Genomic DNA, 25,881 nt, shown 5'->3' with positions numbered 1-25,881 from the left:
TTCGAAGGGCGAGCGGATGCCGCGGCATCCGTCACTTGATGGAGCCGATGGCCAGGCCGCCCTGCCAGTAGCGCTGCAGGAACAGGAACGACAGCACCAGCGGGATCACCGAGATGAACGAGCCCGAGGTGATGAGGTTCCAGACCTGCTCGCCGCCCGCGCCCGCGTTCGAGAGCGCGGTCCAGCGGTTGAGGCCGACGGTCACGGGCAGCAGCTGCGGGTCGGTGAGCACGGCGAGCGGCAGGAAGAAGTTGTTCCACGTGCCGACCACCGAGAGCAGCAGCACGGTCACGATCGCGGGCTTCAGCAGGGGCAGCGCCACCTGGAAGAACGTGCGGATCTCGCCGGCGCCGTCGATGCGGGCGGCCTCGAGCATCTCGTCGGGCACCGCGTCCTGCGTGTAGATGCGCATGAGGTAGACGCCGAACGGGCTGAGCAGGCTCGGCAGGATCACGGCCCAGGGCGTGTTGATGATGCCGTACTGGCTGAGCAGCATGAACGTCGGGATCACGAGCGCCGTGAGCGGCACCATGACCGAGCCGAGGATCACGCCGAAGACGCCGTTGCGCCCGCGGAAGCGGTACTTGGCGAACCCGTAGCCCGCGAGGATCGCGAGGATCGTGGCGCCGATGCCGCCCGCGAACGCGTAGAGGAACGAGTTGCCGAGCCAGCGCCAGTAGATGCCGCCCTGGTGGGTGAACAGCTCGCCGATGTTCGAGAACAGGGCGAACGTGTCGTCGAACCAGAAGGCCGGGCTGCTGAAGAGGCCCGCGGTGTCCTTCGTGGCGGCGACGAAGAGCCACCAGATCGGCACGATGAAGTAGATCGCGAGGATGATCAGGAAGACGTGGGAGCCGATGCGGCGCCCGCCCCGGCGACGGCCGTTCTCGCCGCGCGCGCCGCGCGGGCCGTGGTAGGCGTGGTCGGGCACGCCCGTGACGGTCGTGAGGGCGTCGGCGCCCGTGCCGCGCGACGAATCGGTGTTGAGGATGGCCATCACTTGAGTCCGCTCTGCTTGCGGGTGAGGAAGAGGAAGAGGTACGAGCCCGCGAACACGAGCGCGCCGAGCGAGAACGCGATCGCCGAGGCGTAGTTGAACTGGCTGTACGAGAACGCCAGCGAGTACGCGTACATGTTCGGCGTGTACGCCGCGTCGATGGCGCCCTGCGCGATGTTGCGCAGCACCACCGGCTCGGTGAAGAACTGGAGCGTGCCGATCAGCGCGAACGTGATCACCATGACCATCGACGACGAGATCATCGGGAGCTTGATGCGCAGCGCGGTCTGCAGGCCGTTGGCGCCGTCGATGCGGGCGGCCTCGTAGATCGACGGGTCGATCGAGCGCAGCGCCGCGTAGATGACGACCATGTAGTAGCCCGACCACTGCCACGTGACGATGTTCACGAGGCTGCCGAAGATCGTGCCCGACGCGAGGAAGTCGGGGGTCGGCAGGCCCACGGCCGTGAAGAGCGTCGCGCTCGGCCCGAACTTCGGGCTGTAGAGGAAGCTCCACATGAGGGCGCCGATGACCACGGGAATGGCGTACGGCACGAAGATCAGCAGGCGCGACAGCTTCGAGAGCCACGAGGTCAGCGAGTCGAGCACGAGCGCCGCGAGGAGCGCGACGATCAGCTGCGCCGGGATCATGACGATCGCGAACGCGGCGACCCGGAGCAGGCCCTCCATGAAGAGCGGGTCGGTGAACGCCTTCACGTAGTTGCCGATGCCCGTGAACTTCGTGCCCGTCGCGAGCGTCGACGTGAACAGGCTCATGCCGAACGCGTAGAACAGCGGGAACACCAGGAACAGGGCGAACACCGCGAGGAACGGGGAGACGAAGAGCCAGCCCCAGCGCTGGCGGCGCTGCTCGAGGCGTGATCCGTGGGGCCTGCGCGGGTCGCGACTGCTGCGCGTCGCGACGGGCGGCGGCCCGGCGGTGGTCTGGGTGGTCATGCTCGCTCTCCTCGTCGAGGCGGTGGGCGGTGGTCGGTGGGGCGTCGGCTTCCGTCGGATGCGGGGGCGGATGCCTCGGGGTCGCCCACGAGGCATCCGCCATGCACCGCTACTTCAACGTGAAGCCCTGCTCGCCCGCATAGGTCTCGAGGGAGGCCTGCAGGTCGTCGAGCGCCTGGTCGGAGCTCTTCTCGCCCTGGGTCATCGCGTAGAGCTGCTCGGTGAGCTGGTCGTACGCGTAGTTCTGGAACGGGCTGAAGGTGAAGCCGGTGTAGCCGGCCGCTGCGTCGAGGAAGACGTCCTTGTTGATCTGCTGACCGCCGAAGAACGGGTACTCGAGGTCGCGGAAGTAGTCGGACTCGAGGATCGGCTTCCAGAGCGGGAACAGTGCGGCCTGCTCGATGCCGATCTTCCACGCCTCTTCAGTGCCGAAGACCTCCTTGGCGACGACCGCGGCCGCCTCCTTGTCCTTCGCCTGGCTCGTCACGGCGAACGTCGAGCCGCCCCAGTTGATCTGCACGGGGTTCGCGGGGTCCCACTGAGGGACCGGCGCCGCACGCCACACGGCGTCGCTGTCGGCATCCGAGAGTCCGCTCAGGTAGCCGGGGCCCCAGGCCGCGGCGACGTAGATCGCGTAGCTGCCGTCGACGAGCTTGGTGTTGTAGTCGGCCGTGAAGGCGTCGTCGGTCGCGACGAGGCCCTTCGAGACGAGGTCGTTCCAGTACGCGTTGACCTTCTTCGAGCCCTCGTCGTTGACGTCGATGCCGATCTCGGTCGGGTTCGCGTTGTCGTACTCGAACGGCACCGAACCCGCCTGGGCGAACAGCGCCTGGTTGTACGCGCGGCCGTTCGTCGGGAAGTCGGCGAGCACGCCGGGGGCGCCCGCGTCCTTCAGGGTCTGCGCGGCTGCGGCGAACTCGTCCCACGTGGTGGGGGCCGTGATGCCGTACTGGTCGAGGATGTCCTGGCGGTAGAGCATGCCCATGGGACCGCCGTCGACCGGGATCGCGTAGACGGCGTCGCCGCTCGAGACGTCCTTCCACGCGCCTTCGGTGTAGTCGCCCTTGACGTCGTTCGCGCCGAACTCGGTGAGGTCGACCAGGCCGTCGCGGATCGAGAAGCTCGAGAGCACCTCGGACTCGAGCATGATGACGTCGGGGGCGCCCGAGCCGGCCTCGAGCGCGGTCGAGAACTTGGTGTACTCGTCGTTGCCCTGGCCCGCGTTCGTCCAGCAGATCTGGACGTCGTCGTGGTTCTCGTTGAACAGGTCGACGACGTCTTCGAAGGCCGGGTACCAGGCCCAGACGCTCACCTGCGTGGCGTCGGCGTTCACGATCTTGTTGGTGCAGTCGGTTGCGGAGGTGGATTCGCCTGCGCTGCAGCCGGTGAGGGCTGCGGCCGCGACGGCGACCGTGCCGCCGAGGGCGAGGAGCTTGCTCTTCATCGTGCGGTGCTCTTTCTGTGTGCGGTGGACGACTCTGTCAGGTGCGCCCGGGTTGCTTGCCCGGTTCTGGTTGTACAACGTTGTAAAGTAAACGTTGTAGAGACATGATGCCCAAGGCGTCCGAGCCTGTCAAGTGCAATCGGGACAGCGGATGCCGCCGGGCGGCGCGCTGGCACGGTGGTGCGGCGGGGCGCGGGGAGGCGAGGGGCGAGCGCCGTCAGGCGGCGGGCGCGGAGACCGCGGACTCGCGCTCGGCGATGCGGAAGTCGGCGAGCAGCAGGCGCGGCGGCCCGACCTCGGCGCCCGACGCGATGCGCTCGACGAGCGTGGCGACGGCGGTCTTCGCGATCCACTTCTGCCCGGGGTCGACGGTCGTGAGCGACGGGATCGAGTACCCCGCCTCGTCGAGGTCGTCGAACCCCATGACGGCCACGTCTTCGGGCACGCGACGACCGGAGGCCTGCAGCACGCGCATCGCACCGAGCGCGAGCGTGTCGTTCAGGCCGAAGACCGCGTCGAACTCGGCACCGCGGGCCAGCAGCTCGGTCATCGACCTCGCGCCGTTCGAGCGGTGCCAGAGCGTCGTGTAGCCGATGATCGAGTCGTCGAACGGGATGCCGTGGGCCTCGAGCGCCTCGAGGTACCCCTGCATGCGCAGGGCGGCCGAACCGACGATCTCGCCCTCGTGCGCGCCGACCACGGCGATGCGCCGTCGTCCGGAAGCGATGAGGTACTCGGTCGCTGCGCGCGCCGCCTCGACGTTGCGCATCGTCACGTGGTCGGTCGGGCCGCCGAAGATGCGTTCGCCGAGCAGCACGAGCGGGTAGTCGACCGCGAGGCTCGAGACATCCGCCTCGCTCATGCCCAGCGCGCTGAAGATGAGCCCGTCGGTCATCTTGAGCCGGGGGCTGCGCAGCAGGTCGAGCTCGCGCTCGCGATCGCCGCCCGTCTGCTCGACGAGCACCACGAGTCCGGCGGCCTCGGCCGCCTCGATGACGGCCGCCGCGAGCTCGGCGAAGTAGCTGAGGCCGAGCTCGGGCACCGCGAGCGCGATCGCGCCCGTGCGACCCGACTTGAGGCTGCGGGCCGTGAGGTTCGGCACGTACCCGAGTTCGGCGATCGCCGCCTCGACCCGCTCCTTGGTCGCGGGGCGGATGTGCGGATACGCGTTGATCACGTTCGACACCGTCTTGATCGACACGCCGGCCACGCGTGCCACGTCGTGCAGCGTCACAGCCATGTCGCCTCCTGGGATCCTGCGGGTACTCTACAACGTTGTACCCCAGTGTTGTCGGCGGAGTCGGCCGCGGCGTGGCTCACCGGCTCAACCAGCCGGCCGGTGCCCCGACGGCGGCGTCACGTGCGACTGCGCGAACGCGGCATTCCGCTCCGAGATGCGCGCCAGCCTCGCGAGACGCTCCCGCTCGAGCGGCACGGCGAGCGCCGCCCAGAGCACGAGTGCGACGCCGGCCCCGACGAGCGCCCCTCCGATCGTGTCGGTCAGCCAGTGCACGCCGAGGTACGTGCGGCTGATCGCCATCAGCACGGTGTAGATCGCGCCGGCGACCCACACCCACACGCGCGGCACGATCACGCCGAGCGCCACCGCGATCGTGGCCGCGTTCGCCACATGCCCCGACGGGAATGAACCGTAATCGCTCGTGACCATCATGTCCTCGGGTCGCGGCCTGCCGTAGAGCTCCTTCAGCACCTGCACGACGAGTGCGCTGGCCGCCGACGCGAGCGCGAAGTACAGCGCCGCCCACGGCCGCCCCAGCACGATCAGCGCGATCGTGATCGCGACCGGAACGACGACCACGCCGAGGATGCCACCGCCCAGCGCATTCATGAACAGCGCGAACGCGTCGGCCGCCGCCGAGTGCGTCTCGGCGAGCTCGAGCGACCACTCCTCGTCGATGCCTAGCGGCAGCCCGCCCGCTCGCACCGCGATCACCAGGCCGAGCAGCGCCCCGAGCACGACCGCCGTGGCGCCCGCGATCAGCGGCACCCGGCGGCCAATGCGCCGCACGCGGGCCGCGCGCTGCGGGGGCGAGAGCGCTCCGTCGGGGGCCGTGGCCTGGGCCTCGGCGTCATCGTGCGCAGTCATGGCCCCACGCTAGCGAGGCGACGGATGCCTCGGCGCACGGCACGCGGCATCTGTCGCCGTCCAGGCGGCGCGCCGCCGCAGTGCTCCGCGCGCCGCGCGCGACTTACGCCTGCGCAACTCCGGACGCAACACGCGACACGCCGCGCCGAGGGCCGCGACACGCGGGCACCGGCCGCCGGCATCCGGAGTTCGGCCGGCCACCGGCATCCGGAGTCCGGCCGGTCACCACCGGATCGTCAGCCGCGCGCGGCCGACCGATCAGTCGCTGAGCGGCGGAACCGTGCGCGGCCGCACGAGCAGCCAGAGCGCGGCGATCGCGACGAGGGCTGCGGCGATCTGCACGATCGCCATGGGCACCGCGCTGCCGACGCCCATGAGTCCGATGAGCGGCGAGATGAGCCCGGCGAGGCCGAAGTTCAGCGCACCGAGGAGCGACGCCGCGGTGCCGGCCTCGGCGCCGTGGTGCGCGAGCGCGAGCACCTGCACGGCGGGGAACGAGAATCCGCACGCGAGGATGTAGATCCAGAGCGGGATCGCGGTGCCCCAGAAGCCTGCGCCCGACGAGTCGAGCACCATGATGGCGGCGGCCATCGCGAGGTGCACGATCGTCGTGATCGCGAGGATCCACTGCGGCGCGACCGAGCCGCGCATGAGGCGCGAGCTCGTCTGCACGCCGATGATGACGCCGACCGAGTTGACCGCGAACAGGATGCCGTACTGCTGGGCCGTGAACGCGTAGACCTCCTGGAACAGGAACGACGAGGTCGACAGGTACCCGAACAGGCCCGTGAAGGTCATGCCGCCGATGATCGCGGCGCCGAGGTAGACGCGGTCGCGGAACAGCGCCTTGTAGCGATCGCCGAGCGTCGAGTGGCCGGCGACGTGGCGGCGCGACTCCGGCAGGGTCTCGACGATGAGGAAGGCGACCGCGAGCACGACGACCAGGCCGTAGACGCCGAGCACGACGAAGATGCCCCGCCAGTCCATGACGCCGAGCAGCTGCGACCCGATGACCGGCGCGAGCACCGGCGCGAGGCCGTTCACGAGCGCGAGGCGCGAGAGCATGCGCACCAGCGGCTTGCCGCCGAAGAGGTCGCGCACCATGGCCATGGCCACGACGCCGCCGGCCGCCGCGCCGAAGCCCTGCAGCAGGCGGAAGACGCTCAGCCACACGATGTCGGGCGCGAAGGCCGCGCCGACGGATGCCGCGATGTGCAGCATCGTCGCGAGGATCAACGGCAGGCGGCGACCGACCTTGTCGCTCCAGGGGCCGACGATGAGCTGGCCGAAGCCGAAGCCGATCATGGTGCCGGTGAGCGTCAGCTGCACGGCCGCGGCCGAGACGCCGAGCTCGCTCTGCAGCACGGGGAACGCGGGCAGGTAGAGGTCGACCGTGAACGGGCCGAGCGCGGTGAGCGCGCCGAGCACGAGCACGTAGACGAGTCGCTGGCGACGGCTCAGCAGGTCGCCCGGGTGGGCGGGGGCCTCGTAGTCGGAGGGTCGGAGGATGGGGATGGATGCGGTGGATGACATGGCGGTGTCCAGGCGTGCTCGAGTGCGGCGGCGCACGCCCTCGGACGCCGGGAGACGGGAGACGGCGCCCGGCAGGGCGCCGTCGTGGTTCGATCCGCAGCCCCACGATGGGCTCGAATCGATTCGACTGAGAGTCGAGTTTACCCGATGCCCCCTCCCCCACCGCAAGTGCGAATCGCATTCGGTTTTCGTCGGCGAGCGCCGCGACCCGCAGCCGCGCAAACGAGAACGGATGCCGCGACGCGCCGCCGCGGCATCCGCTCGTCTGGATGCAGGCTAGGCCGCCGGCACCTCGACCGGCTCGGCCCGGCCGGACGGCGCCTGCTCCGCCGCGGGCGCAGCGACCGGGGTCGCCGGCACCTCCGCCGGGGTGGGCGTCGCCGCCGGAACGGCCGTCGCCGCGTGCACCGCCGCCAGGTAGCCGAACACCGCGGCGGGCCCGATCGTCGAGCCCGGCCCCGGGTAGGTGCGGCCCATGACCGAGGCCGTCGTGTTGCCGGCCGCGTAGAGGCCCGCGATGACCTCGCCCGAGGCGTCGAGCACGCGGGCATGCTCGTCGGTCAGCAGCCCGCCCTTGGTGCCGAGGTCGCCGGGCACGAGCTGCACGGCCGTGAACGGGCCCTTCTCGAGCGCGGCGAGATTGGGGTTCGGCTTCACACGGGGGTCGCTGTAGTAGCGGTCGTAGGCGGTCGCGCCGCGTCCGAAGTCGAGGTCGACCCCGCCCCTGGCCAGTCCGTTGAAGCGCGCGATCGTCGCCGCGAACGTGGCCGCGTCGACGCCCATCTTGCGCCCGAGTTCCTCGAGCGTGTCGGCCTTCACCGCGACGCCCTCGCGGAACAGCAGCTTGCCGTCGCCGAGCAGTGCGCCGAACATGTACCGCTGGCGGTGCCGCTTCTCGACCACGAGCCACGACGGGTTCGCCGGCGAGACCTCGTTGCGCTCGAGCAGGTGGTGTCCGAAGTCGATGTAGCTCTCGGACTCGTTGAGGTACCGCGCGCCCGACTGGTCGACGACGAGGCTGAACGGGTCGGAGCGCTCGTTGAGCACGAACGCCGCCTGCTTGCCCGGGACGGGCACGGAGGCCCCCCACCAGGCGTCGTCCATGAGGGCGACGTCGGCGCCCGCCTCGACGCCGGCCTCGATCGCCGTGCCGAGGTCGCCCTCGGCGGCCGACGTGTACCCCCGGATGCCGTGGTACTTCTGCCGCCACTCGGTGTTCGCGGCGAACCCGCCCGCTCCGAGGATCACGCCGTGCCTCGCCCGGACGCGCAGCGCGCCGCCCGGCGCCGCGACGACCGCGCCGACGACCCGGCCGTCGTCGTCCTTCACGAGTTCGGTGAGCGGGGCATTCAACAGGATCTCGGTGCCCTGCTGCTTCGCGATGAACCCGAGCTGCAGCATGAGGCCGCCGCCGAACCCGTAGAGCTTCTTGCCCGTGACGAGCCCGCCGAGCGTGCGGAAGACGAACCGGGCGCCGCGGAAGAACCCGGACCACGACGACCAGGCGCGCATGAGCAGCCAGACGTCGTCGGTCTGCATGGGCGCGGGGATCGAGTCGCCCGTGCGCGAGGTCTCGCGCCAGTCGCCGAGCCGCTTCGCGTCGAACGGCTTGGACTCGATGCCGCGGCCGATCTTGCCGCCCGGTCGGTCGGGGTAGTAATCGGGGTAGTCCTTCGCGACGGCCCAGCGCACGCCGAGCTGCTCGAGCTTGCCCACGAGCTCGGGAATCGTGTCGACGAACGCCTCGCGCCTGGCCTGCGAGCTCGCGGGGCCGATCGCGTCGACCGGCCCGATGGCCGATTCGAGGTAGGTCAGCGCCTCCTCGCGCGAGTCGGCGATGCCGCGGCGCTTCATGACGGGGTTGTTCGGCATCCACAGCCCGCCGCCGCTGCGCATGGTCGTGCCGCCCCAGCGGTCGGTGCTCTCGACGAGGAGCGTCGAGAGCCCCCGATCGGCGGCGGTGATCGCGGCGGTCATGCCCGCGGCGCCGGTGCCCGCGACGAGCACGTCGACCTCGCGGTCCCAGGATCCGGTCATTGCTTCCTCCTTCAACCGGACATCGTTGTCCGGTAGTCGGTTGTACGCTAACACCCGTGCCCGATTCCCGGAAGAGCGAAGCACCGCCCGCGAAGGCCAACCGCGGCCCCGGCGCCGGCCCCGAGAACCGCCGCGCGATCCTCGCCGCCGCCCGCGAGATCTTCGCGGAATCCGGACTGCAGGTGCCCTACAGCGCCATCGCCAAACGGGCGGGCGTCGGTCAGGGCAGCCTCTACCGTCATTTCCCCGACAAGACGGCGCTCGCGCTCGCGGTGTTCGACGAGAACTTCGACGCGCTCGAGGCATCCGTCGCCCTCCCCGACACGACGCTCGACGCGCTCATCGACGACATCATCGACCTCGCCGCCGTCTCGACGGCGCTCATCGACCTCATCTGGCAGCGCCGGCACGAGGAGCGCGTCGCGCACCTGACGACCCGGCTGGCGGGCGTCGTCGGCACGGTCGTCGCCCGCGACCGTGCGGCCGGCCGCCTCGGCGACCACGTCGCCGACGACGACGTGCTGCTCGCGATCACGATGCTCGTCGACCTGCTCGCCAGGACGGATGCCGCGGAGCGCCGCCCGATGGCCGAGCAGGCGTGGGCGATCTTCCGCAGGTCGTTCGCACCGGAGCGGGGCTGACGCCCGCACCAGCCTCGACCGGCGCCGCGCGCGACGGCGACGCCCGCGCCCGCCTCAGCCGACCAGCGGAACGATCGCCGGGTCGACGAGCGGGTCGGCCAGCAAGCCCGCGAAGGCCAGCTCTGCGGCGCCGATCAGCAGGCGGTTCTCGCCGAGCTCGGCGACCCTGATGTCGAGCCCCTCGGATGCCACGGGCAGCGCGTGCGCCGCGACGGCCGCCTCGAGGGCCGCCGGGTTCCACTCGGCGAGCGTCGCGAGGAACCCGCCGAGCACGATGAGCGAGGGGTTCAGCACGTTGACGGCGTTGGCGAGCGCGGTCGCGAGGATGCGCTGCTGCCTGGCGAGCTCGTCGGCGACCGCCGGGTCGTCGGATGCCGCGAGCAGGCCCGCGAGCGTCGGCTCGTCGGCGCTCGCGCGGCCGACCGCCTCGAGCAGGCGCGAACGGCTGACCTCGTCTTCGAGCACGCCGTCGGGCGCGCGCCGGTCGTCGGCACGCGCGATGCCCGGACGGTTCTGGCCGAACTCCCCCGCGTAGCCGTGCGCGCCGCCGACGAGTCGCCCGTCGACGACGAGTCCGCCGCCGATGCCGCTCGCGCCGCCGTTGAGGTAGACGAGGTCGGCGACGCCGCGGCCGACGCCGAAGAGGTGCTCGGCCGTGGCGCCGAGGGTCGCGTCGTTGGCGACCTGCGTCGGCAGGCCGGTTGCGGCCTCGAACAGCGCGCGCACCGGGGCATCCGTCCATTCGAGGTGGGGCGCCCAGCGCACGAGGCCGTCGCTGTGCCGCACCTGGCCCGGAACCGCGAGACCCACGCCCATGAGCCGCGACTTGGCGAGTTCGTCGCCACGCCACCGCGCGATCGCGTCGGCGACGAGCGCGGCGGTCTCTTCGGGGGTCACGAGGTGGTCGACGTCGATGCGCTCGCGCACGACGATGCGGGCGTCGAGGGTCACGGCGGCGACGGTGACGGCGTCGACCTCGGGGTTGACCGCGATGACCTGCACGTCGGGATGCACGGCGACGACGGGCGACGGGCGGCCGACGCGGTTGGTCGGGTCTGGGGCGCGTTCCTCGACGAGCCCGAGGTCGACGAGCTCGGTCGCGAGCGAGGCCACGGTCGATCGGTTGAGCCCGGTCTCGGCCGTGAGCCGGGCGCGCGACATCGGCCCCTCGAGGTGCACGAGGCCGAGGAGCTTGGCGAGGTTGCGGCGATGCACGCCGTCGAACGTTCCCGCGCGATCTGACACGACACCGAGTCTAGAGCCGGGTGCCGAATATGTTGCCCTTGACCGCAAATCAATGTGCCCGTATATTCGAGGCGTCCAGATCACTTTCGACAAAAGTGTCGAAACTTTCGAGAGGTTCAATGATGAACAGACGCAGCATCGGCAGGCTCACCGCCATCGGCGCGGCAGCAGCACTGGCCGTCGGGGCATTGGCGGGATGCAGCGCCGGCGGCGACGACTCCGGCGACGGGAACGTCACCCTGAGCTTCTGGCACAACTCCACCACCGGCGACGGCAAGGCGTACTGGGAGGCGACGGCGGCGGACTTCGAGGCCGAGCACCCGAACGTGAAGATCGAGATCCAGGCGATCCAGAACGAGGACATGGACGGCAAGCTGCAGACCGCCCTGAACTCCGGCGACGCACCCGACATCTTCATGGCCCGAGGCGGCGGCAAGCTCGCCGCGGTCGTCGAGGCCGGCCAGGCGCAGGACCTCAGCTCCGCACTCTCCGACGAGACCAAGAGCGCACTCGGCGAGGGCGCCCTCTCGGCGTTCACGGTCGACGGCAAGCTCTACGGGGTTCCCTCCTCGGTGCTGCCGGGCGGCATCTACTACAGCAAGGACCTGTTCGAGCAGGCCGGCATCACCGAGACGCCGACGACCTTCGACGAGCTCGGCGACGCCGTCGACAAGCTCAAGGCCGCCGGCATCGACCCCATCGCGCTCGGCGCGAAGGACGCGTGGCCCGCCGCCCACTGGTTCTACTTCTTCGCCCTCCGCGAGTGCGGACAGGACGTCATCACGGGCCTGACGGACGACCCGAGCTTCTCCGACGAGTGCTGGCTCCGCGCGGGCGAGGACCTCGAGGACTTCGCCGGCATCGAGCCGTTCAACCAGGGCTTCCTCACCACCACGGCCCAGCAGGGCGCCGGTTCGTCGGCAGGCCTCGTCGCGAACCACAAGGCCGCCATGGAGCTCATGGGCGCCTGGGATCCCGGAGTGATCGCCTCGCTGACGCCCGACGAGAAGCCCCTCGCCGACCTCGGCTGGTTCCCGTTCCCGGCGGTCGACGGCGGAGACGGCCAGGCCGGCGCCATGATGGGCGGCGTCGACGGCTTCTCGTGCTACGTCGACGCCCCGAAGGAGTGCGGCGAGTTCCTCGAGTTCGCCTCGCAGAAGGAGTACCAGGAGGGCTACGCGAACGCCTTCGTCACCCTGCCCGCCAACAAGGACGCGCAGGGCGTCGTGACCGACCCGGCCCTGCAGGAGGTGCTCGCCGCCGTGAACGAGGCGCCGTACGTCTCGGTCTGGCTCGACACGCTGCTCGGGCAGAACGTCGGCAACGCGCTCAACGTCGGCGTCGTCGACCTGCTCGCCGGCAAGGGCTCCCCGCAGGGCATCGTCGACGCGGTCGACGACGCGATCAAGAAGGGCTAGAGGCCGCACCCATCATGAGCGTTCGCACCCACTCCCCCGCCGAGGGACGAGTCGACGCGAGCGACGTCACGGCCGGAGGCGGCTCGCCGTCTCCGGCCGCCGGCCGGGTCGTCACGACGTCGCCCCGCGCCCGACGTCGCCCCCGCGACCACCGCAAGACCGTCGAGATCGCCGTGCTCGTGGGCCCGGCGCTGCTCGTCTTCCTGGCCTTCGTGATCTTCCCGGTCGTCATGGCCGGCTACTACGGCTTCTTCCGCTGGAAGGGGTTCGGGCCGCCGACCGACTTCGTCGGCCTGCAGAACTACGTCACGATCTTCCAGGACCCGTCGTTCCACGAGGCCCTGACGCACAACGGGATCATCCTCGTGATGTCGCTCGTGCTGCAAGGGCCGGCGGCACTGCTGCTCGCGCTGCTGCTGAACCGCCAGATGCGCGGCCAGTCCGCGATCCGCGTGCTCATCTTCGTGCCCTACGTCATCGCCGAGGTCGTGGTCGGCACGGGCTGGAGCCTCATGCTCCAGAGCGAGGGCGCCCTGAACGGGCTCCTCGAGAAGCTCGGCCTCGGCGCGTTCGCGCAGGACTGGCTCGCCGACCCCGGCATCGCCATGTGGACCCTGCTCGGCATCATCACCTGGAAGTACATCGGATTCGCCGTGATCCTCTTCCTCGCCGGCCTCCAGGGCATCCCGCAGGAGCTCACCGAGGCAGCGCAGATCGACGGCGCCTCGTACTGGCAGATCCAGCGCCGCATCACGCTGCCGCTGCTCGGCCCGACGCTGCGCATCTGGGCGTTCCTGTCGATCATCGGCTCGCTGCAGCTGTTCGACCTCGTCTACATCATCTGGGGCCAGTACGTGGCCTCGACCGCCGGCACCTCGACCATGGCGACCTACATGGTCGCGAACGGCCGCAACGCCGGCAACTACGGCTACGGCAACGCCGTCGCCGTCGTGCTCTTCCTCATCTCGCTCGTCGTCGCGCTCGTCTACCAGCGATTCGTGCTCCGCCGCGACACGGCCGGAGCCCTCACCGAACGGACGGACCGATGACCGCATCGATCGCCCTGCCCAGGCCGCCGAAGGCCCGGCAGTCCGGAAGGCTGCCGTGGGGCAGCCCCGCCATCTACTTCGTCGCCTTCGTCGTGGTCGCGCTCATGCTCGCGCCGATCGCGTACATCATCGTCGGCGGCTTCCGCACGAACTCCCAGATCACGACGGACCCGTCGGCGCTGCCCGCGCCGTGGGTGTTCACCAACTACGCCGACGTGCTCGTGAGCACCACGTTCTGGGGCGAGGTGCTGAACTCGACGGTGGCCGCGGTGGTGACGACCGTCGGCGTCGTCGCGCTCGGACTCATGGCGAGCTACGTGCTCGCCCGCTACCGGTTCAAGGCGCGGGGCCTGCTCTACGCCGTGTTCGCGGCCGGGCTCATGTTCCCGATGACGGTCGCGATCACCCCGCTGTACCTCGTCGTGCGCAACCTCGGGCTGATGAACTCGCTCGGCGGCATCATCCTGCCGCAGATCGCGTTCGCCCTGCCGACGACGATCATCATCCTGGTGCCGTTCCTGCGGGCCATCCCCGACGAGATCGAGGAGGCCGCCTCGATCGACGGGTGCTCGCGCCTCGGCTTCTTCTGGCGGATGGTGCTGCCCCTGGCCCTGCCCGGCGTGATCACGGTCGGCATCCTCGCCTTCATCGCGAGCTGGAACAGCTACATCCTCCCGCTGTTCATCCTCAACGACGAGGCCTCGTTCACCCTGCCCCTCGGCGTGCAGGCGTTCGCGTCGCAGTACTCGGTCGACACGGCCAAGGTGCTCGCGTTCACCTCGTTGTCGATGATCCCGGCGCTCGTCTTCTTCAGCATCTTCGAGCGCCGCATCGTCGGCGGCCTCACCGGCGCGGTGAAGGGATGACCGGCACCATGCACCCCTGGCAGGACCCTTCGCTCTCGAACGCCGAGCGCGCGAGCGCCCTCATCGCCGAGCTCGACCTCGACGAGAAGATCGCCCAGCTCTACGGCATCTGGGTCGGCGCCTCGGCAGAGGGCACGGATGTCGCGCCCAACCAGCACGAGATGACGGGCGACATCGACCTCGACGAACTGCTGCCGCGGGGCCTCGGCCAGCTCACCCGCCCGTTCGGCACGGCGCCCGTCGACCCGGGGGTCGGCGCACTGTCGCTGGCCCGCGCGCAACGTCGCATCGTCGCCGAGAGCCGCCTCGGCATCCCGGCGCTCGCGCACGAGGAGTGCCTCGCTGGCTTCGCGGCCTGGGGCGCCACCGCCTACCCCGTGCCGCTGTCGTGGGCGGCGACCTTCGACCCCGAGCTCATCGAGCGGATGTCGCGGCGCATCGGCGACGACCTGCGATCGGTCGGCGTGCATCAGGGGCTCGCCCCGGTGCTCGACGTGGTGCGCGACGCGCGCTGGGGCCGGGTCGAGGAGACCATGGGCGAGGATCCCTACCTCGTCGGAACCGTCGGGGCCGCCTACGTGCGCGGCCTGGAGTCCGCCGGCATCGTGGCGACGCTGAAGCACTTCGTCGGGTACTCGGCGTCGAAGGCCGGGCGCAACCTCGCGCCCGTCTCGATCGGGGCGCGCGAGCTCGCCGACGTGCTGCTGCCGCCGTTCGAGATGGTGCTGCGCGAGGGCCGGCCGCGGTCGGTCATGAACGCGTACACCGACCTCGACGGCGTGCCGACGGCCGCCGACGCGGCACTGCTGACCGACCTGCTCCGGGGGGTCTGGGGCTTCACGGGCACGGTGGTCGCCGACTACTTCGCGGTCGCGTTCCTGCACACGCTGCACGGCACCGCGGGCTCGCTCGGCGACGCCGCGACAGCAGCGCTCGAGGCCGGCATCGACGTCGAGCTGCCCACCGTGCACGCGTTCGGCGCCCCGCTCGTCGAGGCCGTCGCCGACGGCCGGCTCGACGAGGCCGTGCTCGACCGCGCGCTCGGCCGAGTGCTCGCGCAGAAGGCCGAGCTCGGCCTGCTCGACGCGGACTGGGACGCCACTCCACCCGCACTGCGCCTGCTCGGCGACCGCTCCGACGACGCGGTCGCCGCGCGCGGCGCCGTCGACCTCGACCCGCCCGGCAACCGCGCGCTCGCGGCCGAGATCGCCGAGCGCGCCATCGTGCTCCTGCGCAACGACGGCACCCTGCCGCTCGGCGGCCCGAACGGCGCGGCCCCCGACCGCTCCGCCCCCGCGCGCATCGCCGTCATCGGCCCGACCGGCGACGACCGGTTCGCAGTGCTCGGGTGCTACGCGTTCCCGACCCACGTGGGCGTGCATCACCCCGAGTCCGGCGACGGCATCGAGCTGCCGACGCTCGTCGAGTCGGTCCGCGCGGAGTTCCCCGCCTCGACGGTGACGCACGTGCGTGGCACGGGCATCGACGACGGCGACACGTCGGGCTTCGTCGAGGCGGTGGCCGCGGCATCCGGTGCCGACCTCGTCGTGCTCGCCCTGGGCGACCGGGCGGGCCTGTTCGGCCGCGGGACGAGCGGCGAGGGCTGCGACGCCGAGTCGCTCGCCTTGCCGGGCGCCCAGGCGCCGTTGCTCGAGGCGGTGCTCGACACCGGAACGCCCGTCGTGGTGACGCTGCTGGCCGGACGCCCCTACACACTCGGCACCGCACCCGACCGGGCCGCCGGCATCCTCGAGGCGTTCTTCGCGGGCGAGGAGGGCACTCGTGCGATCGCTGGCATCCTCAGCGGACGGGTGTCGCCCTCGGGCCGGCTGCCCGTCTCGGTGCCCGCCTCGGCCGGGGTGCACCCGTCGACGTACCTCGCCTCGCCGCTGGCGCGTGCGAACGGCGTCTCGAGCATCGATCCGACCGCGCGCTACCCGTTCGGCCACGGGCTGACCTACACGTCGTTCGACTGGAGCGAATGGTCGGGCGACGAGTCGCGCACCGCGACCGATACCGCCGCCACCGTGCGGCTGCGCGTGCGCAACAGCGGCGAGCGCGACGGCGTCGAGGTCGTGCAGCTGTACCTGCACGACCCGGTCGCCTCGGTCGTGCGCCCGGTGCAGCGGCTCGTCGGATTCGCCCGGGTGCCGCTGGGTGCCGGCGAAGCCGCCGACATCCGCTTCACCGTGCCGGCCGACCTGGCCTCGTTCACCGGGCGCGACGGCGAACGCATCGTCGAACCCGGTCGACTCGTGCTCTCGGTCGGCAGGTCGAGCGGCGACCTCGTGTTCTCCCACGAGGTCGAGCTGACCGGTCCGGTGCGACGGGTCGACCACCTGAGGCGGTTGCATCCCGACGTGGGCATCGAACCGACCGAGCGGGTCGAGGCGACGGCGGGCGCGCGCGGGTCCGGCTCCGACGGACTCGCCCCGGCCGCGGCCGACGGCGGGGCCTGAGGGGCGTCGGATGGCCGCGATCGCCCGCAATCCGGTGCTGCCGGGGTGCCGGCCCGACCCCAGCATCTGCCGGGCGGGCGACGCCTTCTACCTGGTGACGTCGTCGTTCGAGTACTTCCCGGGTCTCCCGGTGCACCGGTCGACCGACCTCGTGCACTGGGAGCCCGTCGGGCACGCGATCCATCGCGAGCGCCAGCTCGACCTGTCGGGGGTCGCATCGTCGGGCGGACTGTTCGCTCCGACGATCCGATTCCACGACGGCACCTTCTTCGTCGTGTGCACGCTCGTCGGCGGCACCGGGCGCTCGGGCAGCTTCGTGGTGACGGCGACCGACCCGGCCGGACCCTGGTCGGATCCGGCGTGGATCGACGGCGCCGAGGGCATCGACCCGTCGCTGCTCTTCACGCGCGACGGCCGGGCGTGGTGGTGCGGCACCCGATTGGCCTCCCCCGGAGCCTGGCCGGAGCAGACCGAGGTCTGGGTGCGCGAGTTCGATCCGGTGCGCCTGCGGCTCGTCGGCGAGGAGCGCGTGGTCTGGCACGGCGCGCTCGAGGGCGCCGTCTGGGCCGAGGGACCGCACCTGTTCGAGCTCGACGCCGAGCGCGGCGGCGCCGTGCTGCTGCTCGCGAGCGAGGGCGGCACCGAGCGGCACCACGCCGTGAGCCTCGCGTACGGCCCGTCGCCGCTCGGGCCGTTCACCGGCGACCCCGGCAACCCGGTGCTCACGCATCGCCACCTCGGGCGCTCGGCCGCGGTCGCGAACGTCGGCCACGCCGACCTCGTCGACGACGGGCGCGGCGGATGGTGGGCGACCGTGCTCGCCAGTCGCCGCCTCGACGGCGTCGACGGCCTGCAAGGGCGTGAGACGTGGCTGGTGCCCGTCTCATGGGAGGACGGCCGGCCGGTGTTCGCGCCGGGTGAGGGACGCCTCGTCGAGCAGGTCGAGATCCCGTGGGCACCGACACCCGCTTCGGTCGGGGCGGATGCCGCGGCGGCCCGGTCGATCGTCGAGACCGGCTTCGACGGCCCGGCGCTGCATCCCGACCTGAGCCTCGTGCGCACCTCGCCCGGCGTCGACCGGGCGAGCCTCGGCGCGCGCCCCGGACACCTTCGCCTGCGCCCTGCGTCGCGCAGTCTCGCCGAGGTCGCGGCGCACTCGTTCGTCGGCTTCCGGCTCGAGCAGCCTGCGGCGATCGTCACCGCGGAGGTCGAGCGGTCGGGTGCACCTGGACTCGCCTGCGGGCTCGCACTTCGCCAGTCTGAGGCGCGCCACGTGCGCCTCGAGCTGGTCGGGGAGGCCGTCGTGCTCGTGCGGCACGTCTACGGAACCGAGGAGGTCGTCGGCTCGACCGAGGTCGCCGCAGGGCCGGTCGAGCTGGCGTTGTCGATCGACGGACTCACCGGCATCGCTCGCGTACGTCACGCGGGCGGGACCGCCGACGTCGGACACGTCGACCTCCGCCCGCTCAGCAGCACGCAGGCGGGCGGGTTCCTCGGCATCTGGGCGGGCGTCTACGCCGCCGGCGACGGCGGCCCCGGCGCCCACGTCGACGTGGATGCACTGCGCATCGAGTACCCGGACTCCTGAGCGGATCAGGCCGCGGGCGGTGCCGTGCTCTCGCGCACGACGAGGCTCGTGGCCAGGTCCATGCGCGGCGTGGTGGCCGATCGCGCTGCGGCCGCATCTGCCGACTGATCGACGTCGGCTTCTGCCGCGAGGCGGATGGCGAGGCGCGCCGCCTCCTCGCCCATGCGCCGCAGCGGCTGGTGCACGGTCGTGAGCGGCGGGGTCACCCAGCGGCTGATGGGCACGTCGTCGTAGCCGACGATCGACAGGTCGCCGGGGATGGCGAGACCCGCCGCCCGCGCGGCGTCCATGACGCCGAGCGCCTGCAGGTCGCTGCCGGCGAAGATCGCCGTGGGCCGCTCGCCGTGCGGTAGGGCCAGCAGCTCGCTCGCGTGGTTCCGCCCTCCCGTGACGTGGAAGTCGCCGAAGCGGATCCACGCAGGATCGATCGGCAGCCCGGCCGAGTTCATCGCCGATCGGTAGCCGTCGACGCGCGCGAGCGAGCACATCATGTCGTCGGGTCCGGTGATGGTGGCGATGCGACGATGCCCGAGCTCGATGAGGTGGCGGGTCGCCGCGAGTCCGCCCGACCAGTTCGCCGACCCGACGCTCGGCACCTCGGGGGTGGGGTCGCCCGCGGGGTCGACGATCACGAACGGGATGGCCCGTGCGCGAAGCCGTTCGCGGTGCTCCGGCGCGAGTTCGCTGAAGACGAGCACGACTCCCACGGGCCGGCGCCGGATCACGCCGTCGACCCAGTCGGGGTCGGGCGCGTGCCGGTCGCCCGAGACGGTGAGCACGACGCTGAGGCCGTGCTCCTTGGCGACCTGCTCGACGCCGCCGATGAGCTCCATCGACCAGATCTCGTCGAGTTCGTGGAAGACCAGCTCGATGAGGTCCGCCCGCGCCTCCGAGCGGCCCGCTCCTCGCCGCACGTAGCCGCGCTCCTGCAGCTCGTGCTCGACGCGCTCCCTCGTCGCGACCGAGACGTCGGCGCGCCCGTTCAGCACCTTCGAGATCGTGGACAGGCTCACCCCGAGGTCCTCGCTGATCGCGGCGAGGGTCACTCGACGGTCGGCGGTGTCTGCGGCATCCGGCTTCATGTTTCGAATCATAAGGTCGAAAGTTGCGATCGCGGAAGACTTGCGAACGAGCGTCGGACCGGTTTATGTTGTACGTGCCAACAAATCATCGAAGACGCTGAAAGGCGGATCACCAATGGCCAGCGCGCCCACCCGCGACGACAAGTTCTCCTTCGGCCTCTGGACCGTCGGCTACAACGGCACCGACCCGTTCGGCGGCCCCACCCGCAAGCCCCTCGACGTCGTGCACGCCGTCGAGAAGCTCGCCGAGCTGGGCGCCTACGGACTGACGTTCCACGACGACGACCTCTTCGCCTTCGGCTCCACCGACGCCGAGCGCCAGACGCAGATCGACCGCCTCAAGGGCGCGCTCGACGACACGGGCCTCATCATCCCGATGGTCACCACGAACCTCTTCAGCGCTCCCGTCTTCAAGGACGGCGGCTTCACGGCCAACGACCGCGACGTGCGTCGCTTCGCGCTGCGCAAGGTGTTCCGCCAGCTCGACCTCGGCGCCGAGCTCGGTGCGAAGACGTTCGTCATGTGGGGCGGCCGCGAGGGCGCCGAGTACGACTCGGCGAAGGACATCCGCCAGGCGCTCGAGCGCTACCGCGAGGCGGTCAACCTGCTCGGCGACTACGTGACCGACAAGGGCTACGACATCCGCTTCGCGATCGAGCCGAAGCCCAACGAGCCCCGTGGCGACATCCTGCTGCCGACCCTCGGCCACGCGATCGCGTTCATCGACTCGCTCGAGCGCCCCGAGCTCGTCGGCCTCAACCCCGAGGTCGGCCACGAGCAGATGGCGGGCCTCAACTTCGCCGCCGGCATCGCGCAGGCGCTGTACCACGGCAAGCTCTTCCACATCGACCTGAACGGCCAGCGCGGCATCAAGTACGACCAGGACCTCGTCTTCGGCCACGGCGACCTGCACAACGCGTTCGCGCTCGTCGACCTGCTCGAGAACGGCGGCCCCGGTGGCGTGCCCGCGTACGAGGGCCCGCGCCACTTCGACTACAAGCCCTCGCGCACCGAAGACGAGAAGGGCGTGTGGGAGTCGGCCGCGGCCAACATGCGCACCTACCTGCTGCTCAAGGAGCGCGCCGCGGCCTTCCGCGCCGACCCCGAGGTGCAGGAGGCGCTCGAGGCCGCGAAGGTCTACGAGCTCTCGACTCCGACGCTGAACCCGGGCGAGACCTACGACGAGTTCCTCGCCGACCGCTCGGCCTACGAGGACTTCGACGCCGACGCCTACCTCGGCGGCAAGGGCGGCGGCTTCGTCCGCCTCCAGCAGCTGGCCACCGAGCACCTGCTCGGAGCTCGCTGAGCGTCAGGCCTGAAGCCACCCCTGCGCCGGGTTCGACGACTCGGCGCAGGGGTTTTCCCGTACCAGCACCACCTCGAAGAAAGGGGCGGGCCTTGTCGCTCGTCGCAGGGGTCGACTCGTCGACCCAGTCATGCAAGATCGTGATCCGGGATGCCGCCACGGGAGCCCTCGTGCGCTCCGGGCGGGCGCCGCACCCCGAAGGCACCGAGGTCGATCCGGCCGCGTGGTGGGGCGCCCTGCTCTCCGCGATCGGCGACGCCGGCGGCCTCGAGGGCGTCGAGGCGATCTCGATCGGCGGCCAGCAGCACGGCATGGTCGTGCTCGACGACGAGGGCCGCGTCATCCGCCCGGCCCTGCTCTGGAACGACACGCGCTCGGCGCAGGCCGCGCTCGACCTCATCGCCGAGGTGGGCGCCGACGAGTACGCGCGCCGTACAGGCGTCGTGCCGGTCGCCTCGTTCACGGCGACGAAGCTCCGCTGGCTGCGCGATGCCGAGCCCGATGCCGCGGCGCGCGTCGCCGCGGTCGCCCTCCCCCACGACTGGCTCACCTGGCGCCTGCGCGGCTACGGCCCGGTCGGCGAGTCCCCGCTCGGCCCGGTGCTCGACGAGCTCACGACCGACCGGTCGGATGCGAGCGGCACGGCCTACTGGGGCGCCGACGGCTACGACCGCGACCTCTTCGTACGCGCCCTCGGGCACGACGCGATCCTCCCGCGCGTGCTCGGTCCCGCCGAGGCAGCCGGGCGCACGCCCGACGGCATCCTCGTCGGGGCCGGAGCCGGCGACAACGCCGCCGCAGCGCTCGGGCTCGACGCCGCCTCCGGTGACGTCGTCGTCTCGATCGGCACGAGCGGCACGGTGTTCGCGGTGACGGATGCCGCCGTCGCCGACGCCTCGGGCACGGTCGCCGGGTTCGCCGACGCGACGGGCCGATTCCTGCCGCTCGTCGCCACGCTCAACGCCGCCCGCGTGCTCGACGCGTTCGCCCGCGTGCTCGGCGTCGACCACGACGGACTCGGACGGCTCGCGCTCGAGGCCGAGCCCGCGGCATCCGGCGCCGTGCTCGTGCCGTACTTCGAGGGCGAGCGCACGCCGAACCTGCCGAACGCGACCGCGCACCTCGACGGCCTGAGCCTCGCGAGCATGACCCGCCCGAACCTCGCCCGCGCCGCGATCGAGGGCATGCTGTGCGGACTCGCCGACGGGCTCGAGGCCGTCGCGAGCCTCGGCGTCGCGGTCGACCGGGTGCTGCTCATCGGCGGGGCGGCGCAGAACCCGGCCGTGCGGGCGATCGCCGCGCAGGTGTTCGATGCGCCGGTCGTCGTGCCTGCACCGGGCGAGTACGTCGCCGACGGCGCCGCGCGTCAGGCAGCCTGGGCGCTCACGGGTGCGCGTCCGGAGTGGGAGATCGACGTCGCCGCGAGCCCTTCGCCAGACCATCGGCCCGCGATCCGGGAGCAGTACGCGCGCGTCGCCGGGCGCTGAATCGATTCGAGTCCGAAGAAAGTTCCACCGCCGTCGCGAGCCCCCTCGGGGCCCGCGACGGCGCTCTTCGGCGGTGTGTGACAGTCCCATGCGCCAACCCGCGCGGATCCGAGGATCGCGGTCGGATCCGGCGTCTCGATGTGACGTGTCACATCGGTTGATCGCGTTACTCGATCGTTATCAGCGGGGCGGTTCGGCCCGGCTTACAGGGTCGTAAGTTTCCTTCTGCCGAGGTCAGTGCAGACCCCGGCGGTAGTGATTGTCCTGCACACTCACCAGTCAGAAGGGGAGAACGATGAAGAAGGCTTCATTGATCTCGATCACAGCCCTCGCCGGAGCATCGATGCTGTTGCTCGCAGGGTGTTCCAGCAGCGGCGGAGACGGCGGCAGCACCGACTCCGCCACCGCGACCCGCGCCTGCGTCATCCTGCCCGATGCCGCGTCCTCGCCCCGTTGGGAGAACGGCGACCGCCCCGCGCTCGAGACCGCGATCACCGACGCCGGATTCGAAGCCGACATCCAGAACGCGCAGGGCGACACCAGCAAGTACGCCACGATCGCCGACCAGCAGCTCAGCAAGGGCTGCGGCGTCATGCTCCTCGTCGACTACAACGGTGCGGCCGTGGCCGTCGCCGCCAAGGCGAAGGACCAGGGCATCCCGGTCATCGCGTACGACCGCCCGATCGAGGGCGCCGACTACTACGTCTCGTTCGACAACGAGCAGGTCGGAGCGCTCGAGGGCCAGTCGATCCTCGACGGCCTCGCCACGGCCGGCAAGGACCCGAAGACCGCGGTCGTGGTCTACATGGGCGGCGACCCCGCCGACGGCAACGCGAAGATGTTCCACGACGGCGCCGTGAGCGTCATGGAGCCCGCCGGCATCAAGCCCGCGCAGGAGCCCCCGGGAGTCTGGGACGGCGACAAGTCGGCGACCAACTTCGAGCAGGCCCTGACCGCCCTCGGCGGCAAGGTCGACGCGGTCTGGGTCGCGAACGACACCAACGCCGCGGGCGTCATCACGATCCTCGACAAGAACGGCCTCACCGTTCCCGTCTCGGGTCAGGACGCCTCGGTCGCCGGTCTCCAGAACGTGCTCCTCGGCAAGCAGACCGCCACGGTCTACAAGCCGTTCGCACTCGAGGCCGACGCCGCTTCCGAACTCGCCATCCAGCTCCTGAACGGCGAGACCCCCTCGGTCGACAAGAAGCTCGACGACGGCACCCCCTACATCGCCGTCACGCCGATCCTCGTCGGACCCGACGACGTGCAGACCGTGGTCGACGACGGCAACGCCGACGCCGCCGAGATCTGCACGGCCGACGTGGCCGCAGCCTGCACCGAGCACGGAGTCGGATAGTCCCATCCGATCCGGCGGGAGGCTCCGGGGCGTTCAGTCGCCCCGGGGCCTCCCGCTCCCGCACGACCGCACCACGCGGCATCCGCCCGCTTCCCGCTCCCGCCCCGCGCCAGCGCACGCGTACGCACACCCCGAGCACTCGCACCGCAGCTTCCCGGAACAGCGCAGTTCCCCACAGAAAGGACCCGGCATGGACCAGCCGATCATCGAGCTGAGGGGGGTGGTGAAGAGCTTCGGCCCCGTCGATGTGCTGAAGGGCGTGAACTTCACGGCCTACCCCGGAAAGATCACCGCCCTCGTCGGCGACAACGGCGCCGGCAAGTCGACCCTCATCAAGGGACTCGCCGGCGTGCAGCCCTACGACGACGGAGAGGTGCTCTTCAACGGCGAGCCCGTGAACCTCCACACGCCGCGCGATGCCGCCCACCTCGGCATCGAGGTCGTCTACCAGGACCTCGCGCTCTGCGACAACCTCGACATCGTGCAGAACATGTTCCTCGGTCGCGAGGAGCTCTCGGCCGGCACGTTCGACGAGGGCGTCATGGAACGCGAAGCCGCCGAGACGCTGCGCCAGCTCTCGGTGCGAACGGTCAAGTCGGTGCGCCAGAAGGTCTCGTCGCTCTCGGGCGGCCAGCGCCAGACCGTGGCCATCGCCCGCTCGGTGCTGAAGAAGGCCAGGGTCGTCATCCTCGACGAGCCGACCGCGGCGCTCGGCGTCGCGCAGACCGCCCAGGTGCTCGCGCTCGTGAAGCGCCTGGCCGAGCAGGGCGTCTCGGTCGTCATCATCAGCCACAACCTGGTCGACGTCTTCGAGGTCGCCGACTACATCAGCGTGCTCTACCTGGGCCAGATGGTCGCCTCGGTCGAGACGTCGAAGACCACGAACGAAGACGTCATCGGCTACATCACCGGCGCGAAGACCTACGAAGGAGAGCACGCATGAGCGGCGAACAGGGCACCTCGGCTCCGACGTCGACGCCGCCCACCGATTCGACGACGGCCCTCTCGGCGCTCAGCACCGAGGCGCTCATCGGCAGCGGACAGGAGGGCGGCCTGATGGACCAGGTCCGCGCCTGGCTGCAGCGCGTGCGCGGCGGCGACATGGGCGCCCTGCCCGCGGTCGGCGGATTCGTCGTGCTCAGCATCCTCTTCACGATCCTCAGCCCCTTCTTCTTCACCGAGCGCAACTTCGCGAACCTGCTCACGCAGGCGGCCACGCTCGTCATGCTCGGCATGGCGCTCGTCTTCGTACTGCTGCTCGGCGAGATCGACCTGTCGGCCGGTGTCACGGCGGGCCTCACGATGGTGATCTTCGTGGTGCTCATCGCCGTGGTGAACCTCAACTGGGTGCTCGCGCTCGCGATCGCGTTCCTCACCGGCATCGCGATCGGCACGTTCATCGGCTTCTTCGTCGCGAAGGTCGGCATTCCGTCCTTCGTCGTGACGCTGGGCCTGTTCCTCGGCTTCCAGGGCCTCGAGCTCATCATCATCGGCGCCGGCGGCCTGTACCGCGTCGAGACGCCCGAGATCCTCGCGATCCAGAACGGCACGCTCCCGCCGTGGGCCGGATGGGTGATGCTCGCCGTGATGCTCGCGATCTCGGCCGGGACCTCGTTCCTCGACCGGTCTCGCCGCACGCGGGCCGGAGTGCCGAACCGAACGATCGCGCTCGTTTGGGCGAAACTCATCACGATCCTCGTGCTCGGCGGAATCGTCGTCGCGATCCTCAACCAGAACCGCGGCACGGGCTTCAAGGCCATCGAGGGCGTGCCGATCGTGGTGCCGATCACGCTCGCGATCCTGTGGCTCGGCACGTTCGTGCTCGACCGCACGAAGTTCGGTCGGTACATCTACGCGGTCGGCGGCAACGCCGAAGCGGCGCGCCGATCGGGCGTGAAGGTCGCGACGATCCGCTGGTGCGCGTTCATCGTGTGCTCGTCGCTCGCGGTCGTCGCGGGCCTGTTCAGCATCAGCAAGGTCGGATCGGTGGATGCCGCGGCGGGCCGCGACATCGTGCTGAGCGGTGTCGCGGCGGCCGTCGTCGGCGGCGTCAGCCTCTTCGGTGGGCGCGGGCGCCTGATCCACGCGGCGATCGGTGCGCTCGTGATCGCCGTGATCACGAACGGCCTCGGCCTGCTGAACCTCCCGGCCGGCGTCAACTACGCCGTGACCGGCGGCGTGCTGATCCTCGCGGCCACGGTCGACGCGATCTCGCGCAAGCGGGCCGGCGGCTCGGTCCTGCGAACCTGACGCAGGCTCCTCCAAAGCTGAACGGGCCCGTGCGCTGTCCCCGCACGGGCCCGTTCGCC

General features: G+C 71.0%; 20 protein-coding genes. 11 read left to right on the top strand and 9 right to left on the bottom strand.

Annotated elements, in window-relative coordinates; all coding sequences use genetic code 11:
* Positions 1 to 31: 31 nt before the first annotated feature.
* The 7 genes from BM342_RS06280 to BM342_RS06250 all read right to left on the bottom strand — a co-directional run bounded on the left by BM342_RS06280 (position 32) and on the right by BM342_RS06250 (position 9,074).
* Positions 32 to 997, bottom strand: coding sequence for a carbohydrate ABC transporter permease (locus BM342_RS06280; RefSeq protein WP_092964581.1), 966 nt, complete (start codon positions 995 to 997; stop codon positions 32 to 34).
* Positions 997 to 1,953, bottom strand: a complete 957-nt coding sequence (locus BM342_RS06275) for a carbohydrate ABC transporter permease (RefSeq protein ID WP_092964580.1) — start codon at positions 1,951 to 1,953, stop codon at positions 997 to 999. The genes BM342_RS06280 and BM342_RS06275 overlap by 1 nt, the downstream gene beginning before the upstream one ends.
* 109 nt (positions 1,954 to 2,062) lie before the next feature.
* The gene (locus tag BM342_RS06270; RefSeq protein WP_092964579.1) at positions 2,063 to 3,397 is read right to left on the bottom strand and encodes an ABC transporter substrate-binding protein; all 1,335 of its coding nucleotides are present in this window, start codon (positions 3,395 to 3,397) and stop codon (positions 2,063 to 2,065) included.
* A gap of 217 nt (positions 3,398 to 3,614) precedes the next feature.
* Positions 3,615 to 4,637, bottom strand: a complete 1,023-nt coding sequence (locus BM342_RS06265) for a LacI family DNA-binding transcriptional regulator (protein WP_092964578.1) — start codon at positions 4,635 to 4,637, stop codon at positions 3,615 to 3,617.
* An 84-nt stretch (positions 4,638 to 4,721) separates the two neighbouring features.
* The gene (locus tag BM342_RS06260; RefSeq protein WP_092964577.1) at positions 4,722 to 5,504 is read right to left on the bottom strand and encodes a phosphatase PAP2 family protein; all 783 of its coding nucleotides are present in this window, start codon (positions 5,502 to 5,504) and stop codon (positions 4,722 to 4,724) included.
* Positions 5,505 to 5,762: 258 nt separating this feature from the next.
* Positions 5,763 to 7,037, bottom strand: coding sequence for a multidrug effflux MFS transporter (locus BM342_RS06255; RefSeq protein ID WP_092964576.1), 1,275 nt, complete (start codon positions 7,035 to 7,037; stop codon positions 5,763 to 5,765).
* 276 nt (positions 7,038 to 7,313) lie between these two features.
* The gene (locus tag BM342_RS06250) at positions 7,314 to 9,074 is read right to left on the bottom strand and encodes an FAD-binding protein (RefSeq protein ID WP_092964575.1); all 1,761 of its coding nucleotides are present in this window, start codon (positions 9,072 to 9,074) and stop codon (positions 7,314 to 7,316) included.
* 56 nt (positions 9,075 to 9,130) lie between these two features.
* Here BM342_RS06250 and BM342_RS06245 point away from each other — a divergent pair, with 56 nt between their 5' ends.
* The gene (locus BM342_RS06245) at positions 9,131 to 9,715 is read left to right on the top strand and encodes a TetR/AcrR family transcriptional regulator (RefSeq protein WP_092964574.1); all 585 of its coding nucleotides are present in this window, start codon (positions 9,131 to 9,133) and stop codon (positions 9,713 to 9,715) included.
* A 54-nt stretch (positions 9,716 to 9,769) separates the two neighbouring features.
* Here BM342_RS06245 and BM342_RS06240 read toward each other — a convergent pair whose 3' ends face one another.
* Positions 9,770 to 10,960, bottom strand: a complete 1,191-nt coding sequence (locus BM342_RS06240; RefSeq protein ID WP_092964573.1) for an ROK family transcriptional regulator — start codon at positions 10,958 to 10,960, stop codon at positions 9,770 to 9,772.
* 122 nt (positions 10,961 to 11,082) lie between these two features.
* Here BM342_RS06240 and BM342_RS06235 point away from each other — a divergent pair, with 122 nt between their 5' ends.
* Genes BM342_RS06235 through BM342_RS06215 form a run of 5 tightly spaced genes read left to right on the top strand, consistent with a single transcriptional unit; the run spans position 11,083 to position 18,340 of the window.
* Positions 11,083 to 12,378: an extracellular solute-binding protein gene (locus tag BM342_RS06235; protein WP_092966607.1), complete on the top strand. Its 1,296-nt coding sequence runs from the start codon at positions 11,083 to 11,085 to the stop codon at positions 12,376 to 12,378.
* Positions 12,379 to 12,392: 14 nt separating this feature from the next.
* Complete coding sequence (locus BM342_RS06230; protein ID WP_092964572.1) at positions 12,393 to 13,427, top strand: carbohydrate ABC transporter permease; 1,035 nt, start codon at positions 12,393 to 12,395, stop codon at positions 13,425 to 13,427.
* Entirely contained in the window at positions 13,424 to 14,293 is an 870-nt protein-coding gene (locus BM342_RS06225) for a carbohydrate ABC transporter permease (protein WP_092964571.1), read from the top strand. The genes BM342_RS06230 and BM342_RS06225 overlap by 4 nt, the downstream gene beginning before the upstream one ends.
* Positions 14,290 to 16,752, top strand: a complete 2,463-nt coding sequence (locus BM342_RS06220) for a beta-xylosidase/alpha-l-arabinosidase (RefSeq protein WP_092964570.1) — start codon at positions 14,290 to 14,292, stop codon at positions 16,750 to 16,752. The genes BM342_RS06225 and BM342_RS06220 overlap by 4 nt, the downstream gene beginning before the upstream one ends.
* Positions 16,753 to 16,762: 10 nt before the next feature.
* Entirely contained in the window at positions 16,763 to 18,340 is a 1,578-nt protein-coding gene (locus tag BM342_RS06215; RefSeq protein WP_092964569.1) for a glycoside hydrolase family 43 protein, read from the top strand.
* A gap of 5 nt (positions 18,341 to 18,345) precedes the next feature.
* Here BM342_RS06215 and BM342_RS06210 read toward each other — a convergent pair whose 3' ends face one another.
* On the bottom strand, positions 18,346 to 19,422 hold the full coding sequence (locus BM342_RS06210) for a LacI family DNA-binding transcriptional regulator (protein WP_092964568.1): 1,077 nt from the start codon (positions 19,420 to 19,422) through the stop codon (positions 18,346 to 18,348).
* Between the two features lie 115 nt (positions 19,423 to 19,537).
* Here BM342_RS06210 and xylA point away from each other — a divergent pair, with 115 nt between their 5' ends.
* From xylA to BM342_RS06185, 5 genes are all read left to right on the top strand, one after another.
* Positions 19,538 to 20,728 (top strand): xylose isomerase, encoded by a 1,191-nt coding sequence (xylA, locus tag BM342_RS06205; RefSeq protein ID WP_092964567.1) that lies wholly within the window; start codon positions 19,538 to 19,540, stop codon positions 20,726 to 20,728.
* A 92-nt stretch (positions 20,729 to 20,820) separates the two neighbouring features.
* Positions 20,821 to 22,215 carry a xylulokinase gene (gene xylB / locus BM342_RS06200; RefSeq protein ID WP_092964566.1) on the top strand — a complete coding sequence of 465 codons (1,395 nt, stop codon included), beginning with the start codon at positions 20,821 to 20,823 and terminating at the stop codon, positions 22,213 to 22,215.
* 295 nt (positions 22,216 to 22,510) lie between these two features.
* On the top strand, positions 22,511 to 23,572 hold the full coding sequence (locus tag BM342_RS06195) for a sugar ABC transporter substrate-binding protein (RefSeq protein WP_092964565.1): 1,062 nt from the start codon (positions 22,511 to 22,513) through the stop codon (positions 23,570 to 23,572).
* 190 nt (positions 23,573 to 23,762) lie between these two features.
* A complete protein-coding gene (locus tag BM342_RS06190; RefSeq protein ID WP_092964564.1) occupies positions 23,763 to 24,515 on the top strand; it encodes an ATP-binding cassette domain-containing protein in 753 nt (250 codons plus the stop codon).
* Complete coding sequence (locus tag BM342_RS06185; RefSeq protein ID WP_092964563.1) at positions 24,512 to 25,822, top strand: sugar ABC transporter permease; 1,311 nt, start codon at positions 24,512 to 24,514, stop codon at positions 25,820 to 25,822. The genes BM342_RS06190 and BM342_RS06185 overlap by 4 nt, the downstream gene beginning before the upstream one ends.
* Positions 25,823 to 25,881: the final 59 nt, after the last annotated feature.

This window comes from Agromyces sp. CF514, assembly GCF_900113185.1.
Lineage (GTDB): Bacteria > Actinomycetota > Actinomycetes > Actinomycetales > Microbacteriaceae > Agromyces.
Note: the sequence above shows the minus strand (reverse complement) of the source record. Positions and strands in the feature narration are given on the sequence as shown.

What these genes read in the sequence shown, in the direction of transcription:
- BM342_RS06280 (WP_092964581.1), bottom strand. Translation starts at nt 997, where the DNA reads ATGGCCATCCTCAACACCGATTCGTCGCGCGGCACGGGCGCCGACGCC.
- BM342_RS06275 (WP_092964580.1), bottom strand. Translation starts at nt 1,953, where the DNA reads ATGACCACCCAGACCACCGCCGGGCCGCCGCCCGTCGCGACGCGCAGC.
- BM342_RS06270 (WP_092964579.1), bottom strand. Translation starts at nt 3,397, where the DNA reads ATGAAGAGCAAGCTCCTCGCCCTCGGCGGCACGGTCGCCGTCGCGGCC.
- BM342_RS06265 (WP_092964578.1), bottom strand. Translation starts at nt 4,637, where the DNA reads ATGGCTGTGACGCTGCACGACGTGGCACGCGTGGCCGGCGTGTCGATC.
- BM342_RS06260 (WP_092964577.1), bottom strand. Translation starts at nt 5,504, where the DNA reads ATGACTGCGCACGATGACGCCGAGGCCCAGGCCACGGCCCCCGACGGA.
- BM342_RS06255 (WP_092964576.1), bottom strand. Translation starts at nt 7,037, where the DNA reads ATGTCATCCACCGCATCCATCCCCATCCTCCGACCCTCCGACTACGAG.
- BM342_RS06250 (WP_092964575.1), bottom strand. Translation starts at nt 9,074, where the DNA reads ATGACCGGATCCTGGGACCGCGAGGTCGACGTGCTCGTCGCGGGCACC.
- BM342_RS06235 (WP_092966607.1), top strand. Translation starts at nt 11,083, where the DNA reads ATGAACAGACGCAGCATCGGCAGGCTCACCGCCATCGGCGCGGCAGCA.
- BM342_RS06230 (WP_092964572.1), top strand. Translation starts at nt 12,393, where the DNA reads ATGAGCGTTCGCACCCACTCCCCCGCCGAGGGACGAGTCGACGCGAGC.
- BM342_RS06225 (WP_092964571.1), top strand. Translation starts at nt 13,424, where the DNA reads ATGACCGCATCGATCGCCCTGCCCAGGCCGCCGAAGGCCCGGCAGTCC.
- BM342_RS06220 (WP_092964570.1), top strand. Translation starts at nt 14,290, where the DNA reads ATGACCGGCACCATGCACCCCTGGCAGGACCCTTCGCTCTCGAACGCC.
- BM342_RS06215 (WP_092964569.1), top strand. Translation starts at nt 16,763, where the DNA reads ATGGCCGCGATCGCCCGCAATCCGGTGCTGCCGGGGTGCCGGCCCGAC.
- BM342_RS06210 (WP_092964568.1), bottom strand. Translation starts at nt 19,422, where the DNA reads ATGAAGCCGGATGCCGCAGACACCGCCGACCGTCGAGTGACCCTCGCC.
- xylA (WP_092964567.1), top strand. Translation starts at nt 19,538, where the DNA reads ATGGCCAGCGCGCCCACCCGCGACGACAAGTTCTCCTTCGGCCTCTGG.
- BM342_RS06195 (WP_092964565.1), top strand. Translation starts at nt 22,511, where the DNA reads ATGAAGAAGGCTTCATTGATCTCGATCACAGCCCTCGCCGGAGCATCG.
- BM342_RS06190 (WP_092964564.1), top strand. Translation starts at nt 23,763, where the DNA reads ATGGACCAGCCGATCATCGAGCTGAGGGGGGTGGTGAAGAGCTTCGGC.
- BM342_RS06185 (WP_092964563.1), top strand. Translation starts at nt 24,512, where the DNA reads ATGAGCGGCGAACAGGGCACCTCGGCTCCGACGTCGACGCCGCCCACC.